Below are 17,846 nucleotides of genomic sequence, written 5' to 3' on the forward strand. Positions count from 1 at the left end.
GCGGGCAAGCCGGCCGACACCTGTCCGAATGGCGATACCGTGCCCAAGAGTCTGAATGCACTGACGGTGGACAGCCCCGAGATGCAGGCACTGCAGCAGCACCTGCTTGAACGCAAGGTGGCCCTGACCTCGACCCTGACCATATTCGAGACCTTCGCCAGCGGTCGGCCCATTGCCCCGCAGGGCGCGCTGGACCTGTTGATGCCGCAGCTCAAGGAGATGTACCTGAGCCGCTGGTCCGCCATCGCGGCCCAGCCGGGCAATGTCTGGAGCGCCCTGCTGCCCAAGGAGATGGCCTGGGAGAAGCAGTTCTTCGACGCAGGTGGGCTGCTGGTGGCCGGTACCGATCCGACCGGCTACGGCGGCGTGGTACCGGGCTATTCCAATGTGCGGCAGATCGAGCTGCTGGAGGAAGCCGGCCTGAGTCGTGCCCAGGCCCTGCAGGTGGCTACCCTCAACGGTGCTCGCTACCTGGGGCGTGAGCAGGAGATCGGTTCGGTCGCCGTCGGCAAGCGGGCTGACCTGGTGCTGTTCCAGGGCAGCCTCGCGGACGAGCCGGCTAGCCTGCGGCGCATCGTCTGGACCATGAAGGCGGGCGTTGCCTACGACGCGGCCAAGATCCGTGCCGCTTACAAAGGCAAGGTCGGCCTCATGTAGGTCAGCTTGCTAACCCCGCTCCCGGCTATCGGCGGGAGTGGGTGGATACCAGCGCTCGGGCGGGGTCAATACATCGCCGCGCTCCCGGTCATAGTAGTGCGGCGACATGATCTGCACGCCCGCACGGTTGAAGCTGTCTTGCACGCTGGCATTCAGGGCCGATAGTACAAAGGGCAAGCGCTCGGGCTGGTTGGTATAGGCGTTGAGCTCGTAGCGGATATAGAAGTCCTGCAGCTCGGTCTGTAGCACGAAGGGCGACGGGCTGTTCATCACCTCCTCGGTATCGGCCGCCGCCTGCAAGAGCAGGGCATGCACCTGTCGCCAGGGCGTGTCGTAACCTATGGTGACTGCGGTCGTTACCAGGGCGCCGCGCGAAGCTCCGCTGGAGGAGAGATTGGTCACAGCCCCCTGCAGTACCACGGAGTTGGGGATGGTGATCTCCTGATTGCGTATGGTGTGCAGCTTGGTCACCAGCAGCGAGTGACTGGTCACCACGCCCTGTACCTCGCCTATGCGCACCAAGTCGCCAGCCCGATAGGCGCGCATATAGGTCAGGATCACGCCGGCCACCACATTGGAGACGGCGCCGGTGGAGCCCAGCGAGAACAGCACCCCGATAAACAGCGAGACCCCCTTGAAGGCGTCCGAGCTGGAGCCCGGGATATAGGGGTAGGCTACCATCAGGGCAAACACGATCAGGAGGAAACTCACGATCTTCTGTGTCGGCCCGGCCCAGTCCGGGTAAAAGCCCTCCACCCGCAAATTGCCGCGGGCGATCTCGCGGAACAGGTAGCGCACGACCCGTAGCAGGTAACGGGTCACCAGCACGACCACCATCAGGAACAGTAGCTGGGGCAGGGCGGTCAGGAGCGCGAGTCCACCGTCGGCCAGTGGGTCCAGCAGCCAGCCGGCAAGCTGTGCCGCCATGGGCCGGGTGGTGGGGAAGTAGCTCAGCACCTGGCTCAAGGTCAGATAGAACAGCAGCAGTTGCAGCAGCAACTTGCCCAGTTTGAGCAGACCGCTTTCAAGTTGCAGCAGCGGTATGGCCCTGAATACCCGGTGACTGCGCCGTTCCAGCGCACGGGCGGTACGCCGGCTCCGTTTGACGATTAGCGCATGCAGGCGGCGATAGAGGCGGCCGAGGAGCGCCGTTGCCAGCAAGGCTGCGACCACGGTCAGAAGGGCATAGAGCAGGCGGTAACCGGTTGCGGCATCGAGGGTATCGGCAGCCTGGGCGGCAGTGGCGCAGAGGGCAAGGATGCTGGCGGTGAGTGTGCGCATGGACGGTGAGCGAGTGAGGACTGCAGCTATTATGGGAACCCTTTGCGACCGACGCCAAAAATAGGGAGGGCAACAATGAGCGAGCAATTCGAACGGGGTCTCAAGGTACGCCGCGAAGTGATGGGCGATGCCTTTGTCGACAAGGCCTTTGCCGATGCCGACGACTTTACCCGCCCGCTGCAGGAATTCGTGACCGAGCATGCCTGGGGCACGGTATGGAACCGCGAGGGGCTGGACCGCAAGACCCGCAGCTTCATCACCCTGGCCATGCTGGCTGCGCTGGGTCGCACCCAGGAGCTCAAGGGTCATGTGCGTGGTGCGCTGAACAACGGCGCCACGGTGGATGAGATTCGCGAAGTGTTGATGCATTCGGCGATCTACGCCGGTGTACCACTGTGCATCGATGCCGTCCGGGCCGCCCGCGAAGTGATCGCGGAGGTAAGCGGTGGCTGAAGCCGACGAGCTGCGCGCCCTTTTACGCCAGCGGCAAGCGCCCGGTGCCGATCAGCGTGCGATTGAAGTGGAGATCACCCGTCGCTTTGGCTGCCAGCGGGCGGTGATGTTCACCGATCTGGTGGGATTTTCGCGACAGGTCGAGGCGTTTGGCATCGTGCATTTCCTGCAACTGATCGAGGAATCGGAAGCGCTGTTCCTGCCGCTGATCACTCAGCATGGCGGCAACTGTCTCAAGCGCGAGGGTGACTCCATGCTGGTCCTGTTCGATACCGCGGGTGCGGCACTTGCCACCGCCCGTGCCATGGTGGCCGCAACCGTGGCACGCAACCGGGCACGCGCAGCCGACGAATGCATTGAAGTCTGCATAGGGCTGGGCCTGGGTGAAGTGCTGCTGATCGATGGCCGCGAGGTCTGGGGGGCAGAGGTCAACGCCGCCTCCAAGCTGGGCGAGGATAAGGCCAAGGGTGGCGAGATTCTGGCAACCGGGCCGTTCCGGCAAGCGCTGCCGACGGAACACTTTGTCGAACACGGCCTGCTCTTTGGTAGTCGCCCGGTTTACCGTCTGAGCTAGGGAAACGCCGCACAAGCATCGGGCCACGGCCGCCAGGAGTACGGCTTGCTTAGTGATGGGCTATGTTGGCATTGGAAGAGGAGCGCAGCATGCCTTCTAAGGCCCGGCCCGTCACAATGAGCCGCGACCGTGCCCGACCTACAGCTTGAGAATCCCAATCCGCACCTGCTGGATAGGGTGATGGCGCTCGCCGACAGCAAAGAGGTGCTGGCGGCTGAGGATATCTACACGGACAAAGGTATCAAATTGCTGTCGCGCGGCAGCCAGCTCGACCGCGCCATGCAGGAGCGGTTGCTGTCGCACAAGCTCAAGCGCCCCTTGGTGCAGAGTTTGAGCGTTGCGGAGCAGATCACGGGCGAAGCACTGGGGCTCTTGGCGCAGATACTGCTCGAAGAGCAACCCATGCTGGTGCGGCTGTGCGCGCCTTATGGGGTGGAGAGCCTCTTGGCCGATCTTGCGGCCGCGCCGCTGAGCAAAGTCTCCCTGCTGCTCCTGACCTTGTCGCAAAGGACCGAGGGGGCGGCCATGCGGCACGCGGTCATGGTGTCATTGATTGCCCTCTCGCTGGGCCGCAGCCTCAGACTGTCGCCCGATGCCATGCGCCAGCTGGCGGTGGCGGGGCTGCTGCACGATATAGGCGAACTCTATATCGACCCGGCCGTACTGGCCGCGAGTCACCATGTCACACAGGAAGAGTGGCGCAGTCTGGCGGTCCACCCGGTGGTAGGACACCGGCTTATCCTTGAGACCACGGACCTGGGCGACATGGTTGCCCGCATCGTGCTGGAGCACCATGAGCGCATCGACGGCAGTGGCTATCCGCGAGGCTTGCTCGAAGCAGCGATCAGTCCGGCAGGACAGGCCTTGGCGGCGGCCGAGATGGTCGTGGGCCTGTTGGGCAAGGTGTCCGACAGTGGCAACCGCCTGGATCTTGCGCTCAAAGTGGTCTCCTCGGGCCATGCACCGCCCGTCATGCTCAAGCTGCGAGATTCGCTGGTGGCCGAATCAGCCATGTGCGGCCTGCCGCTTTACAGTTCAGAAGGTGTGATCGGTGCACTTGATCGTCTGGTCGGCAACCTCGACATCATCCATAACGCGCTGATCCGCTCTCACGACGAGGCCACGGTGGCTGAGACACGAGAGCTGGTGGCGGGCGCGGTGGAGCGCTTCGGTGTCATACGCCGCGCCTTCCTGCGCACCGGTCTGGGCAGTATCCCGGCCGCCGAGATCCGTACCTTGTTGGCCGATACCCCAGCCGAAGAGCTGGCCGAGGCCATGGGCATCGTCGATGAGCTCAACTGGCGGGTGCGCGAGCTGTCGCGAGCCGTGTCCTTGCGCATCAGCATGCTGCCGGTTGACGAGCGCAACCACCTCGCCCCCTTGCTATCCACCCTTGCCGACCCGCTGGCACACCGGGTACCGGCTTGAGGCCTGAGCAAGAATCGGATGTCCACCCCGGTCGGCCGGCCTTACACTAGACCCTTGTTCAAATGGGCTTAGGGACAGGCATGCGCTCAAGCGATATGGTGGAGCTGGTCGTACTGGCAGCAATCTGGGGCGCATCCTTTCTGTTCATGCGGGTGGCGGCCCCGGCCTTCGGGCCGCTTGCGCTGATCTTTGTGCGGGTGGGGGTTGCCACGCTCTGCCTTTTGCCCGTGCTGTTCTGGCGCGGTGAGGGAGCGGGGCTGTTGACGCACTGGCGCGGTCTGGCCGTGGTCGGCCTGCTCAATTCCGCCTTGCCCTTCTGCCTGTTTGCCTGGGCGGCGCTGTCCCTGTCGGCGGGTTTTACGGCAGTGCTCAATGCCACCACGCCACTCTGGGGCGCAGTGGTTGCCTTTGCGTGGCTGGGTATGGTGCTGCCGCGTTTGCGGGTTGCCGGGCTGGTGATCGGCTTTGTGGGTGTATTGGTGCTGGTGTGGGGAAAGATCAGCTTCAAGCCGGGTGGTGATGGGCTGGCGGTATTGGCGGCCCTGGCGGCACCGGTGTCCTATGGCATTGCTGCCAACTACACCAAGCAGAAGCTAACCGCGGCCTCGCCACTCCTGGTGGCAACGGGCAGCCAACTGACGGCGAGCCTGATGTTGCTGCCACTGGCCAGCTTCGCCTGGCCCCAGACAACAGTACCGGCACAAGCGTGGCAGGCAGCGCTGGCGCTGGCTGTGGTCTGTACCGCGGTTGCGTACCTGATGTTCTTTCGCCTGATCGCTCATATCGGCCCCAGCAAGGCGATCTCGGTGACCTTTTTGATCCCGCTCTTTGCCGTGGTCTGGGGCGGCATCTTCCTGGGTGAACGCCTGACCCCCAGCATGGTGCTGGGTGGGCTGGTGATATTGCTGGGTACGGCACTGTCCACGGGACTGTGGCAGCCTCGCCGGGCACCCAGCCAGCAGTCGGGCGCTGCCGGTTGAGCGGCCCGCGCTCAATCGAGCATGGCGCGCAGCATCCAGGCGGTCTTTTCGTGTACTTGCAAGCGCTGGGTCAGGAGGTCGGCGCTGGCTTCATCGTTGACCTCCTCCAGCAGCGGGAACAAGCCACGCGCGGTGCGGACCACGGTTTCCTGACCCTTGAGCAGGATGGCGATCATGTCGCGTGCTGCGGGCACGCCTTCAACCTCGTCCACGCTTGATAGCTTGGCAAAGGCGGAATAGGTGCCAGGAGCGGGGAAGCCTAGCGCCCTTATCCGTTCGGCAATCAGGTCCACCGCCAGGGCAAGCTCGGTGTATTGGGTCTCGAACATCAGGTGCAGGCTGTTGAACATCGGCCCGCTGACATTCCAGTGGAAGTTGTGGGTTTGCAGATAGAGGCTGTAGGTATCGGCCAGCAGCCAGCTCAGGCCGTCGGCAATGGCTTTGCGCTGGGTTTCGGGTATGCCGAGATGGATGTCCATACTGTGTTCCTGTCCTCAAGTTGACATGCCAGGGTTGGCCGCACTTTGGATGTGGCCTGTCGGGCTGCCATTTGTTCCGGTTGCTTGGCGGCCAAGCCGGCTGTGCCCTTGCAGTATGGTCAGGCGATCGTCATTGTTGAAGTTGATTTAATTCAATAAATAGATAGCAGTTCTCTATGTCGCGCTGCGGCTTGAGTCCGAGCTCGCCTGCGCGCATCATCGCGGCCTTGCTTTCAAGGACGTCGTCCATGCAGCCCAATCAACGTGATCTCGAAGCCGGCATCCAGACCGACTTTACCGACCGGCTCAGCTACGGCGGCTATCTGCGGCTGGACCAGCTGCTGGCCGCGCAGCAACCGCTATCGAGCCCCATGCAGCACGATGAGATGCTGTTCATCATCCAGCATCAGGTCTCCGAACTGTGGCTCAAACAACTGATCCACGAACTGCGCGCCGCAGTGGAGCACGTGCGGCACGATGAGCTTGAGCCCTGTTTCAAGATCCTGGCCCGGGCCAAGCTGATCCAGCAGCAGCTGTTCAATATGTGGGCAGTGCTTGAGACCATGACCCCGTCGGAGTATGCCGAATTCCGGCCGGTACTCGGGCAATCATCTGGCTTTCAATCGCATCAGTACCGCACGCTGGAATTCCTGCTGGGTAACAAGCATGCTGGCCAGGCGGATGTCTTCAAGTACGACCCGGCCCTGCACGCGGAAATCCTGCGCGACCTGAATGCGCCCAGCCTATGGGACGAGTTTTTGCGCCATCTGGCGCGACGTGGTTTTGCGATCCCGCAGGACAGGCTGGAGCGCGATTTTAGCCAGCCCTATACCGCCAGCGAAGACGTGGTAGCGGCGCTCAAGATTATCTACCAGGCACCGCGCCAACACTGGGATGCCTACGAGATGGCGGAAAAGCTGGTGGATGTGGAAGAGGCCTTCCAGCTCTGGCGCTTCCGCCATATGAAGACGGTAGAGCGCATCATCGGCTTCAAGCAGGGCACAGGCGGTTCCAGCGGCGTCGCCTTCCTCAAGCGTGCGCTGGAGCTGACCTTCTTCCCCGAACTGATACAGGTCCGCTCAGCCTTGGGCTGAGCGTTGAGCGTCGCCAACTGAACCTTGCCGGCGGCGCTTGAGTTCAGTCTATTGCGCGTTGCGCATGAAATCCGCGGTGCGCCAGAACGCCTGTTCCAGGTGTTCGCGCAGCGCGGTTTCCAGGTTCATCTGCTCCATCGCCTTGTACATGCAGTACAGCCACTCATCCCGCATACGTTCGTCGATGCGGAAGGGTAGGTGGCGGGCGCGCAGCATAGGGTGGCCGTACTTCTCGACATAGAGCGCCGGGCCACCCATCCAACCGGTCAAAAAGAGCCGCAGCTTCTCGCGCGCACTGCTCAGGTCTTCGGTGTGGGCTTTGCGTACACCGGCCGCGACCGGGTCGCTATCCATGATGTCGTAGAAGCGTTGGACCAGCTCGGCGACGCGGGCTTCGCCACCAATCAATTCAAAAGGGGTTGCTTCGAGTATCTGGCTCATGGTGCTTATAGGGCTGGGAGTTATTCGTGGCTGACCGCCAGGGGTGGCAGGCCGTGGCGGGCGCGGGCCCGGTTGCAGGCCGGCGGGAAGATGCCGTGCTCGGCCAAGGGGGCGAACTCGCGGCAGGGGCCGGGCCGCTCGGCATAGATGCCGCACTGCACGGCCTCGCCAATGCGCCCGACGAGGGCAATACAGCGGGGCTTCAGGTAGTCCGTGCCGCGTAGACGGCACAGGGTGTCGTTCTCATAGTCGACCAGGCCGCTGGGCACCCGGCCACCTTCCTCGTCCAGCTCGCTGCGATCAAAACTGACACGAAAGGCGGCGCAGCAAGCACCGCAGCTCAGGCAGGGGTTGCTCATGGGGCGGCTCAGGCGGGCAGGGCGCCCAGCTGCTGCTGGGTGCGGATCTCTCGGAACAGGGCGGTCGCTTCCGGGTAGCTGCGGCGCAGATAGCCCAGCCACTGCTTGAGCCTGCCCGGGGCATAGGTGGGAGCTCCGGTACCGATCAGACCGTTGTGGAAGCGCCGGATGATGCCCAAGAGCTCCGGCCATTCCACCGTATCAGGTGCCTCGCCCGCAATCGCCGCGCGGATCTGTCGCGCCAGGTCCGGCCGGGCCACCAGGCCGCGACCGAGCATCACGTCGTCGCAGGCCGATTCGCTACGGCAGCGGAAATAGTCCTCCACGGTCCAGATCTCGCCATTGGCCACCACCGGCGCCTTGACCACGTCCTTGATGCGGGCAATCCAGTGCCAGTGGGCCGGCGGCTTGTAGCCGTCCGCTTTGGTACGGGCGTGTACCACCAGTTCGGCACTGCCCCCTTCATCCAGGGCGCGCGCGCAATCTAGTACCAGCGCGGTGTCGGTATAGCCCAGCCGCATCTTGCTGGTGACCGGAATATGGGCGGGCACTGCGCGGCGCACCTCCCGCACAATGGCGTGCAACAACTCGGGCTCCTGCAGCAGCACGGCGCCGCCGCGATGGCGGTTTACCGTCTTGGCCGGGCAGCCGAAGTTGAGGTCTATGCCTGATGCACCCAGCTCGGCCGCGCGGGCGGCATTGTCGGCTAGGCAAACGGGATCCGAACCCAGCAGCTGCATCTTGAGCAGCACGCCGGCCGGGGTTTTCCAGCCATGCTGCGACTCAGGCGCGACGCGCCGGAAGTAGCGCGGTGGCAGCAGGGTGCTGGTGACGCGCACGAACTCGGTCACGCACCAGTCCACGCCGCCGATCTCGGTCAGGGCGGTGCGTAACGGGGCGTCGACGAGCCCTTCCATGGGTGCCAGGGCAATGCGCAAGATACGGTCCAAGCCTTTGAAAAGCCGGCGATTTTAACAAAATCCCGAGGGGCGTGCCGAATATCAAGCCTGCCTATGATTTGGCGCATGATTGCTTATGCTTTAAGCAGCCCCCGTCCAATTGGCGGGAGCTTGGCGTAAACCGCACCGCCCAGGCCCGGGATGAGATAGCGGGTAGCCAACCAGCTTAGGGTCATAGCGGAGAAGTAACCATGAACAACCTCAGTTTTGCGGTACGAATAGGCGCGGGTTTTGCGCTGCTCTTGGCGCTGATGCTGGCGGTGGCGCTGATCGGCTCGTGGGGCGTGGAGAGCCAGTACGAAAGGGTCAAGGCATTGGTGGAAGGCGATATCGCGCTGAACACGGCCGCTGGCGATGCCCGCTACCACATGGGCAATCTAAGACGCTTCGAGAAAGACAGCTTCATCAATATCACCAGCCCTGACAAGGTCAAGGAGTACCGTGAGAAGTGGGCCGATTCGCTGGCAAAAGCCCAGGAAAGCCTGCAGCGGGCCGAGGGGTTGGCAGGTAGTGAGGACAAGCAGCGCATAGGCGAGCTACGGGGTCAGATGCAGCAGTACGCCGAAGGCTTTGGCAAGGTGGCGGGGCAGTTGGGGCAGGGGCTGGCCAGCACGGCTGACGCCAACAAGGCCATGGGCGAGTACAAAGCCTATGTGCATGGGATGGAAGAATCCCTGAATGCTTTGCTCAAGAGTACCAGCGAGAAGGCGGCCGGCGTAACCAAGGAGTTGGCCGGCACCCGCGCCAATACCGAACGGGCGTTGTGGGTACTGGCTGGTATCGCCCTCTTGCTTGGCGTTGGCGTGGCTGCTGCGGTGGCGCAGTCGATACGACGCCCGCTGAACGCTGCAGAGCATGCAGCCCAGCGTATCTCGGCCGGCAATGATCTGACCGTGCCCATGCCCAGCAGCGGCGACAATGAGATCGGCCGTACGGTCACGGCCTTCCATCGCGTCCTGCAGGGGCTGCGCGGCCTGGTGATCGATACCCGCGGCGGGGCGCGGCAGGTGGCGGAATCGGCAACCGAGATGGGCACCATTTCCGAGCAGGTTGCCAGCGCGTCTTCGACCCAGGCGCAGGCCTCGGCTGCAGTGGCCGCGGCCATCGAGGAGCTCACTACCAGCATCGCCGTGGTAGCCGACAATGCCGATTCAGTCCGGACTGCCGCGACCGATGCAGTAGGCCAGGCTGGCGATGGGGAGGCTCTGGCAGGCAGGACGGCGGAGGAGATTGCCCAGATTGCCGAAGCCTTGGCCCGTGCTTCGGTGGCTATCAGCGCGCTGAACGCCCGTTCCGATGAGATTGGCGACATTGTGCGGGTGATCAAGGAGATTGCCGACCAGACCAATCTGCTGGCCCTCAATGCCGCAATCGAGGCTGCCCGCGCGGGTGAACAGGGCCGTGGCTTTGCGGTGGTGGCGGATGAAGTGCGCAAGCTGGCCGAGCGCACTGCCAATGCCACTGCCGATATTTCCGGCAAGATCGAGACGGTCCAGCAGGACACCATCAGTGCCGGCAACCTGATGCAGGTGGCCAGCAGCAAGATACAGGGCGGCGTGACCCAGGCGCAGGAACTGGCAGCCGCCATGGAGCGCATCCGCGCCAGCTCATCCTGTACCTTGCAGACCTTGACCGAGATCGCCAGTGCGGTGCGGGAGCAACGCATTGCCGCCACCCAGATCGCGCAAAATGTGGAGCAGATTGCGCAGATGAGCGAGGAAAACCATGCCTCGGTCTCGTCCGCCAATATGCTGGCCAAGCGTTTGGGCGAGCTGTCGCGGGGCCTCAATGCCCAGATTGGTCAGTTCGTGGTCGATTGAGCTTGGGCGGCCGCTGGCTGGAAGGTCAGGCCCAGCCAGTGGCAGCCAGGCTGGCTGAACAGGGGGCTAAATCCCCAGCGTGCATACCAGCTAAGGGCCCGCGTGTTGCGCGGGTCCACTCCCAGGTGCGCCCCCGGTGCACCCGCTGCCTGCAACTGTGCCAGCAGTTGCTGTATCAGTACGGCGCCCGCGCCACGGCCCTGCGCCCGTGGCAACAGGTCGACATGCAGATGAGCCGGCCAGTCTGCGAGGCGCGAGTCGGTCTGCCAGTTCGCGTGTAGTTGCGATACCAGCCAGGCATCCTCCGGTGCCCGCGGCACCGGATGGCGCTGGCGCAAGGGTGGCAGCCAGTCTGTCGTCATGCGGGCATAGAAGCGCGTCGAATCTGGTGTGCCCAGCGCATAGCCGCATACACCCAGCTCATCTTCCACCACCCAGGCGTAGGCCGGTTCCAGCGCAAGATAGGGGCCGGCATACAAATGGCCGTAGAGTTCACCCTCGCGGCCTGGCTGGGCCGCGTTCTCTCCTGCGTTGCCGGTGGCGAGGCAGATGGCGTAAAGCGCGGCTTCGTCGGCCGGTGTCGCCAGCCTGGGTCTGGGCATGGTCATGGGCCTATTTGAGCTTGGCGGAGAACTTGTCGATCGCCTTGCGTACCTTGGGTGCCACCACCGCCATGCAATAGGGCTGGTAGGGGTTGGCATCGAAATAACCCTGGTGATAGCCCTCGGCCGGCCAGAAGGTAGTAGCAGGCACGACTTCGGTCACGATGGGGTTGTGGTAAGCCTGTTCGGCCGTCAGCGTGGCAATGGTCTCGCGCGCCTGCTTTTCCTGCCCGGCATCGTGGAAGAAGATGGCCGAGCGGTATTGCGTGCCCACGTCATTACCCTGGCGGTTCAGGGTGGTCGGGTCGTGGATGACGAAGAACACCTCCAGCAGGTCGGCAAAGCTGATCACTGCCGGGTCGTAATGGATCTGCACGACCTCGGCGTGGCCGGTATCGCCATTGCAGACCTGCTTGTAGGTCGGGTTCTGCAGCGGTCCACCCATATAGCCCGATACCACCTTGTCGATGCCGCGCAGGCGCAGGAAGACGCCGTCGAGACACCAGAAGCAACCGCCAGCCAGCGTGGCAATTTCATGCGCCATGATTGATCAACTCCTTGTTGGGATGCGTGACACTTGGTCGATATAAGCGTGCCGGCATTACATCTGGGCCCCAGCGGCAAAGTACAAGATGGCGGAGGTCCGGGCCATGGGAGGGTTACCGGATCAATGCCTGACAGCGCACGATCGTAAAACTCCTCGCTGCTTGTGTAAAAAAGCGTTACAGGCTGGAACCGTAATCCGCCTTGCAAGCCTTTAGCAGACTGAGTTTGCGGGCCATGCCATGGCTGCGGGCAATTTTAGAATGATCGTTCACTCTAGCGTTGGCGGGCGGTAGAATCCGGCCATCGTTCCGTAGGCGGGTCGGTGGACCTGCCTCTTTTTTCCTGACAGGTGCTCTATGCATATCAAGAACAAGACCATGCTGGCCACGACCTTGGTTGCGGTGGCGGGCGGGCTGGCGCTCAGCGCCTGCGGCAAGGCCAAGTCCGAGGACAAGCCCGGTGGTGGGCCAGCCGAGGTCAGTGTCTATACCGTCAAGGCGGCGGCCTTGCCGATCAGTACCGAGTTGAACGGCCGTACGGCGGCCTTCCGGGTTGCCGAGGTGCGACCGCAGGTCGGTGGCATCATCCAGCGTCGGCAATTCAATGAGGGCGGGGAGATACGGCAGGGCGAATCGCTCTACCAGATCGACCCGGCCAGCTACCAGGCTGCGCTCGATAGCGCCCAGGCTACCCTGGCCAAGGTCGAAGCCAACGTCACAGTGAGCCGGCTCAAGGTGGAGCGCTACCAGGAGCTGGTCAAGATCAAGGCCGTCAGCCAGCAGGACTATGACGAGGCCTCCGCCACGCTCAAGCAGGGCGAGGCAGACGTCGCGGCGGCCAAGGCGGCCGTGGCCAACGCCCGCATCAATCTGGGCTACACCCGCATCCTGGCCCCCATCGCCGGCCGGGTGGGCCGTTCCGCCGTCACGCCGGGCGCCTTGGTGACCGCCAACCAGGCCAATGCGCTGGCCACCATCCAGCAGCTTGATCCCATCTATGTGGACGTGACCCAGACCAGCACCGAGCTGATGCGGCTGCGGCGCGATCTGGCCAGCGGCGCGCTCAAGCGTAGCGGCAAGGACGCTGCCAAGGTGTCCCTGGTGCTGGAGGATGGCACGGTCTACCCGCTGCCGGGCAGCCTGCAGTTCTCCGAAGTGAGCGTAGACCCCGGTACCGGCAGTGTGACCCTGCGCGCCGTCTTCCCCAACCCCAAGCAGGAACTGTTGCCCGGCATGTATGTGCGTGCGCGGCTGGAGGAGGGCATAGACGAGGCCGCCATCCTGGTGCCGCAGCAAGGCGTGACGCGTGATGCCAAGGGCAACGCGGTAGCGCTGGTGCTCAATGGCGAAGACAAGGTTGAGCAGCGCCAACTCAAGACGCGTCGTGCGCTGGGCGACCAATGGCAGGTGACCGATGGCCTCAAGGAAGGTGATCGCCTGATTGTGGAAGGCCTGCAGAAGGTGAAGCCGGGCGCCAGCGCCAAGCCGGTACCGTTCCAGCCTGCCGGCAGCGCCGCTGCGCCTGCGGCCAAGCCCTAAGGAGGCCGGCGCATGTCCCGTTTCTTTATCAACCGGCCCATCTTTGCCTGGGTGATCGCCATCGTGATCATGCTGGCGGGGATACTGTCCATCACGGCGCTGCCGATCTCGCAGTACCCGGCCATCGCACCGCCGGCCATCGCCATCACCGGCACCTACCCGGGTGCGTCTGCCCAGACGGTGCAGGATTCGGTCACCCAGGTGATCGAACAGAAGATGAAGGGCATCGACGGCCTGCACTACATGGCCTCGAGCAGCGACTCTTCCGGTGCGGTCACCATCACGCTGACCTTCGATAGCGGTACCAATCCCGACATCGCCCAGGTGCAGGTGCAGAACAAGCTGCAGCTGGCCATGCCCTTGCTGCCGCAGGAAGTGCAGAAGCAGGGCCTGAGCGTAGCCAAGTCCACCAAGAACTTCCTCATGGTGATGGCTTTCGTGTCTGAAGACGGCAGCATGAAGCAGTCCGACCTTGCCGACTACGTGTCCGCCAACGTGCTCGACACCGTAAGCCGGGTCAAGGGCGTGGGCGACGTGACGCTGTTCGGCGCCCAGTACGCCATGCGTATCTGGCTGGACCCGGCCAAGCTCTTCAACTACCAGCTGACCACGACCGACGTCAGCAACGCCATCCAGGCCCAGAACGCCCAGGTATCTGCCGGCCAACTGGGTGGTACGCCGGCGGTCAAGGGTCAGGCGCTGAACGCCACCATCACCGCGCAGAGCCGCTTGCAGACGCCGGAGCAGTTCGGCGAGATCGTGATAAAGGGCAATAGCGCCGGCGCCAGCGTCAAGCTCAAGGATGTCGCCCGGATCGAGCTGGGGGCTGAAAACTACGGCACGGTGGCACGCTTCAACGGCAAGCCGGCGACCGGTATCGCCATCAAGATGGCGACCGGTGCCAATGCGCTCGACACCGCCGATGCGGTCAAGGCGAAGATCGACGAATTGTCCAAGTTCTTCCCGACCGGCATGAAGGCCGTGGTCGCCTACGACACCACGCCCTTTGTGAAGATCTCGATCGAGGAAGTGGTCAAGACCCTGGCGGAAGCCGTGGTGCTGGTCTTCCTGGTGATGTACCTGTTCCTGCAGAACTTCCGCGCCACCCTGATCCCCACGATCGCGGTACCGGTGGTGCTGCTGGGTACCTTCGGCATCCTCGCGGCCTGCGGCTTCTCCATCAACACCCTGACCATGTTCGGCATGGTGCTGGCCATCGGCCTTCTGGTGGACGATGCCATCGTGGTGGTCGAGAACGTCGAGCGGGTCATGAGCGAGGATGGTCTGCCACCCAAGGCGGCCACCAGCAAGTCCATGGGCCAGATCACCGGCGCCCTGGTCGGCATTGCGCTGGTGTTGTCGGCGGTATTCGTACCCATGGCCTTCTTCGGTGGCTCCGCAGGTGTGATCTATCGCCAGTTCTCCATCACCATTGTCTCGGCCATGGTGCTGTCGGTTATCGTTGCCATGGTGCTGACCCCGGCGCTGTGCGCCACCTTGCTCAAGCCGGTCGAAAAGGGCCACCACCTGAGCGAGCGCGGCTTCTTTGGCTGGTTCAACCGCAACTTCGACCGCTCCAGCCGCGGCTACCAGAGCGCAGTCAGCCGCATCATCCAGCGCGGTGTGCCTTATCTGCTGATCTATGGCGCCATCGTCGCAGGCATGGGCTTCCTGCTGGCCCGCCAGGCCAGCGGCTTCTTGCCGGACGAGGATCAGGGCATTCTGTATTCCCAGATCGTGCTACCTGCCGGCGCCACCCAGGAGCGTACGCTGCGCGTGATCGAGCAGGTCGAGCACCACTTCATGGTGGAGGAGAAGGATTCCGTCGCCACCATGTTCGGCGTGGCCGGCTTCAGCTTTGGCGGTAGCGGCCAGAACGCCGGCCTGGCCTTTGTGCGGCTCAAGCACTGGGATGAGCGTCCGCGTCCTGACCAGAAGGCGCAGGCGGTTGTGGCGCGCGCCATGGCCAAGTTCTCCAAGATCCGCGATGCGATGGTGTTTGCCTTTGCACCGCCGGCGGCGCTGGAGCTAGGTAATGCCTCGGGTTTTGACCTGCAGCTGCAGGACCGGGCCGGCCTCGGCCACGACAAGCTGATCGCTGCCCGTAACCAGCTGCTGGGTCTCGCGGCCAAGCATCCGGCCCTGGTTGCGGTGCGCCCCAATGGGCAGGACGATACGCCCGAGTTCCGGGTAGATATCGACCGCAACAAGGCCAGTGCGCTGGGGATCTCGCAGTCCGATATCAACAGTGTGCTGACCACCGCCTGGGGTAGCAGCTACGTCAACGACTTTATCGACAAGGGCCGGGTCAAGAAGGTCTACCTGCAAGGCGACGCACCGTCGCGCATGCTGCCGTCCGATCTCAACAAGTGGTATGTGCGTAATGCCGCTGGCGACATGGTGCCCTTCAGCGCCTTCTCCAGCACCCGCTGGTCCTACGCTTCACCGCGGCTGGAGCGTTACAACGGCATGCCCTCAGTGGAAATCCTCGGTGCACCGGCGCCGGGCCATAGCTCGGGAGAGGCCCTGCTGGCCATGGAGTCGCTGATCGCCCAACTGCCCGAGGGCATAGGCTTTGAGTGGACCGGTCTGTCGGATCAGGAACGCAGCTCGGGTTCGCAAGCACCGGCGCTGTATACCATCTCCATGTTGGTCGTGTTCCTCTGTCTGGCCGCGCTCTATGAGAGCTGGTCCATCCCCTTTGCGGTCATGCTGGTGGTGCCCTTGGGCATTGTCGGTACCGCCCTGGCGGCTTTCGGCCGTGGGCTTGCCAACGATGTCTACTTCCAGGTGGGCCTTTTGACCACGGTGGGTCTTTCGGCCAAGAACGCCATCCTGATCGTGGAATTTGCCAAGGAGCAGATGGAGCACGGCGTGGGGCTGATAGAAGCAACCTTGGAGGCGGTGCGGATGCGTCTGCGCCCCATTTTGATGACCTCGCTGGCCTTCATCTTTGGCGTGCTGCCATTGGCGATCAGCAAGGGTGCCGGTTCGGGTAGCCAGAACGCCATTGGTACCAGCGTGCTGGGTGGCATGATCAGCGCCACGATGTTGGGCCTCTTCTTCGTGCCCCTGTTCTTCGTGCTGGTGCGCCGTGTGTTCAAGGGCACGCGGCCGGACGAAGCGGAAACCATCGCGGAGGAAAGACGATGAACAAGCCGAACCTGACAATCGCCGCGGCAGTCGCCGCCGCCCTGCTGGGTGGCTGCGGCACCCTGGCACCCGACTACCAACGGCCAGTTGCGCCGGTGCCCGAGCAATGGGTCGGTAGCCAGGGCAGCGGTGCTGCCGCTGCCGACATAGGCTGGCGCAATTTCTTTGCCGATGCGCGCTTGCAGAAACTGATTGAGCTCTCGCTCGCCAATAACCGTGACCTCAGGGTAGCCGCACTCAATATCGAGAAGGCTCGCGCGCAGTACCAGATCCAGCGTGCGGCACAGCTGCCGACGTTGAACCTCGGTGCTGGGGAGAACGCCAGTCGTACGCCAGGCGACCTCAGCAGCAGCGGTGTCAGCACGGTCAGTCGCCAGTACAGCGCCAATGTCGGCTTCAGCAGCTACGAGCTAGATTTCTTCGGCCGCGTGCGCAGCCTGCGGGATGCTGCACTGGAGCAGTATCTTGGGACGGAAGAAGCTCGCCGCAGCAGCCAGATCACCCTGGTGGCCGATGTGGCCGGCGCCTGGTTGGCCTTGGCGGCCGATAGCGAACGGCTGGATTTGGCCAAACGTACACTGGAGAGCCGGCAATCCTCCCTGCAACTCACCCAACGCAGCTTCGAGCTGGGCAGCGCTTCGCAGCTGAGCCTGAGCCAGGCGCAGACCGGGGTGGAGTCGGCCCGGGCTGATTTTGCGCGCTATACCAGCCAGGTTGCGCTCGATCGCAATGCGCTGCTGGTGCTGGTGGGGACAACCCCGCCTGTCGATCTACTGCCTGACCAGCTGACGGGGCAGGTCGCCAGTGTCAGCGAACTGCCAGTTGGTTTGCCGTCACAGACCTTGCAGCGTCGCCCCGACGTGCGTCAGGCCGAACATGTGCTGCAAGCCAGCTACGCCAATATCGGTGCAGTCCGCGCAGCCTTCTTCCCGAGTATCAGTCTGACCGCCAGTGCTGGTACAGCCAGCCGTGAGCTCTCTGGCTTGTTCGATACCGGTTCGCGCGCCTGGAGCTTTGTACCGCAGTTGCGGCTGCCCATCTTCGACGGCGGTAGCAATCGCGCCAACCTTGAGGTGGCGCAGGCTGATCGAGACATCAAGCTGGCACAGTACGAAAAGGCCATCCAGACCGCCTTCCGTGAAGTGGCCGATGCACTGGCCCAGCAGGGTACGCTGGATGAGCAACTGGCAGCTCAGACGGCGCTGGTTGACGCCAGCAGGCGGAGCTACGAACTGTCCGAGGCGCGCTTTCGTAAGGGCGTGGACAGCTACCTGACGCTCTTGGATGCACAGCGCACGCTCTATAGCGCCGAACAGGGCTTGATTACGATAAGGCAATCGCGCCAGGGCAACCTTGTCACTTTGTACAAGGTGCTGGGCGGTGGTTGGCAGGAGACGGGTTCGGCGAATCCGGCTAAGATCGCGGCCGCCGAGCATGGCTAGAATATAAAATCATGCCTAAGCCAAGGCCAGCGAGGCCTCC

General features: G+C 63.4%; 17 protein-coding genes. 10 read left to right on the forward strand and 7 right to left on the reverse strand.

The annotated features are described in order from the left end of the window. Positions 1–657: amidohydrolase family protein (locus VIM95_RS19695; protein ID WP_331989134.1), on the forward strand; the 657-nt coding region annotated here is incomplete at its 5' end. Between the two features lie 9 nt (positions 658–666). Here VIM95_RS19695 and VIM95_RS19700 read toward each other — a convergent pair. Beyond that, positions 667–1,938, reverse strand: a complete 1,272-nt coding sequence (locus VIM95_RS19700; protein WP_331989136.1) for a mechanosensitive ion channel family protein — start codon at positions 1,936–1,938, stop codon at positions 667–669. Positions 1,939–2,013: 75 nt separating this feature from the next. Between VIM95_RS19700 and pcaC the strand changes: the two genes are divergently transcribed. From pcaC to VIM95_RS19720, 4 genes are all read left to right on the forward strand, one after another. Beyond that, the gene (gene pcaC / locus VIM95_RS19705; protein ID WP_331989138.1) at positions 2,014–2,391 is read left to right on the forward strand and encodes a 4-carboxymuconolactone decarboxylase; all 378 of its coding nucleotides are present in this window, start codon (positions 2,014–2,016) and stop codon (positions 2,389–2,391) included. Beyond that, positions 2,384–2,965 (forward strand): adenylate/guanylate cyclase domain-containing protein, encoded by a 582-nt coding sequence (locus VIM95_RS19710; RefSeq protein ID WP_331989140.1) that lies wholly within the window; start codon positions 2,384–2,386, stop codon positions 2,963–2,965. Before pcaC ends, VIM95_RS19710 begins: the two co-directional genes overlap by 8 nt. Positions 2,966–3,094: 129 nt before the next feature. Next, positions 3,095–4,393 (forward strand): HD-GYP domain-containing protein, encoded by a 1,299-nt coding sequence (locus VIM95_RS19715; protein WP_331989142.1) that lies wholly within the window; start codon positions 3,095–3,097, stop codon positions 4,391–4,393. A gap of 80 nt (positions 4,394–4,473) precedes the next feature. Beyond that, a complete protein-coding gene (locus tag VIM95_RS19720; RefSeq protein WP_331989144.1) occupies positions 4,474–5,373 on the forward strand; it encodes a DMT family transporter in 900 nt (299 codons plus the stop codon). Positions 5,374–5,384: 11 nt separating this feature from the next. Here VIM95_RS19720 and VIM95_RS19725 read toward each other — a convergent pair whose 3' ends face one another. Beyond that, positions 5,385–5,852, reverse strand: coding sequence for a Dps family protein (locus tag VIM95_RS19725; protein ID WP_331989146.1), 468 nt, complete (start codon positions 5,850–5,852; stop codon positions 5,385–5,387). Between the two features lie 248 nt (positions 5,853–6,100). On the opposite strand from VIM95_RS19725, the gene VIM95_RS19730 reads away from it, so the two are divergent. Next, the gene (locus VIM95_RS19730; protein ID WP_331989148.1) at positions 6,101–6,946 is read left to right on the forward strand and encodes a tryptophan 2,3-dioxygenase; all 846 of its coding nucleotides are present in this window, start codon (positions 6,101–6,103) and stop codon (positions 6,944–6,946) included. 48 nt (positions 6,947–6,994) lie between these two features. Here the strand turns inward: VIM95_RS19730 and VIM95_RS19735 are convergent, their stop codons facing one another. From VIM95_RS19735 to VIM95_RS19745, 3 genes are read right to left on the reverse strand one after another with little or no spacing between them, the layout of a single operon-like run. Continuing rightward, entirely contained in the window at positions 6,995–7,387 is a 393-nt protein-coding gene (locus tag VIM95_RS19735) for a group II truncated hemoglobin (protein ID WP_331989150.1), read from the reverse strand. A gap of 20 nt (positions 7,388–7,407) precedes the next feature. Continuing rightward, on the reverse strand, positions 7,408–7,746 hold the full coding sequence (locus VIM95_RS19740; protein ID WP_331989151.1) for a YkgJ family cysteine cluster protein: 339 nt from the start codon (positions 7,744–7,746) through the stop codon (positions 7,408–7,410). A gap of 8 nt (positions 7,747–7,754) precedes the next feature. Continuing rightward, positions 7,755–8,684 (reverse strand): tRNA dihydrouridine synthase, encoded by a 930-nt coding sequence (locus VIM95_RS19745; protein WP_331989152.1) that lies wholly within the window; start codon positions 8,682–8,684, stop codon positions 7,755–7,757. A gap of 212 nt (positions 8,685–8,896) precedes the next feature. Here VIM95_RS19745 and VIM95_RS19750 point away from each other — a divergent pair, with 212 nt between their 5' ends. Next, positions 8,897–10,525 (forward strand): methyl-accepting chemotaxis protein, encoded by a 1,629-nt coding sequence (locus VIM95_RS19750; protein WP_331989154.1) that lies wholly within the window; start codon positions 8,897–8,899, stop codon positions 10,523–10,525. Here VIM95_RS19750 and VIM95_RS19755 read toward each other — a convergent pair. Together VIM95_RS19755 and msrA are read right to left on the reverse strand one after the other, a co-directional pair. Beyond that, positions 10,507–11,127 (reverse strand): GNAT family N-acetyltransferase, encoded by a 621-nt coding sequence (locus VIM95_RS19755; protein ID WP_331989156.1) that lies wholly within the window; start codon positions 11,125–11,127, stop codon positions 10,507–10,509. The two genes, VIM95_RS19750 and VIM95_RS19755, sit on opposite strands and share 19 nt — an antisense overlap. Positions 11,128–11,137: 10 nt before the next feature. Then, positions 11,138–11,671 (reverse strand): peptide-methionine (S)-S-oxide reductase MsrA, encoded by a 534-nt coding sequence (msrA, locus tag VIM95_RS19760; RefSeq protein ID WP_331989158.1) that lies wholly within the window; start codon positions 11,669–11,671, stop codon positions 11,138–11,140. Between the two features lie 358 nt (positions 11,672–12,029). On the opposite strand from msrA, the gene VIM95_RS19765 reads away from it, so the two are divergent. From VIM95_RS19765 to adeC, 3 genes are read left to right on the forward strand one after another with little or no spacing between them, the layout of a single operon-like run. Then, complete coding sequence (locus VIM95_RS19765; protein ID WP_331989160.1) at positions 12,030–13,211, forward strand: efflux RND transporter periplasmic adaptor subunit; 1,182 nt, start codon at positions 12,030–12,032, stop codon at positions 13,209–13,211. A 12-nt stretch (positions 13,212–13,223) separates the two neighbouring features. Then, on the forward strand, positions 13,224–16,364 hold the full coding sequence (locus VIM95_RS19770) for an efflux RND transporter permease subunit (RefSeq protein ID WP_331989162.1): 3,141 nt from the start codon (positions 13,224–13,226) through the stop codon (positions 16,362–16,364). Next, positions 16,361–17,806, forward strand: a complete 1,446-nt coding sequence (adeC, locus tag VIM95_RS19775; RefSeq protein ID WP_331989164.1) for an AdeC/AdeK/OprM family multidrug efflux complex outer membrane factor — start codon at positions 16,361–16,363, stop codon at positions 17,804–17,806. Before VIM95_RS19770 ends, adeC begins: the two co-directional genes overlap by 4 nt. Positions 17,807–17,846 lie beyond the last annotated feature (40 nt).

The organism is Chitinimonas sp. (genome assembly GCF_036568685.1).
Lineage (GTDB): Bacteria > Pseudomonadota > Gammaproteobacteria > Burkholderiales > Chitinimonadaceae > Chitinimonas.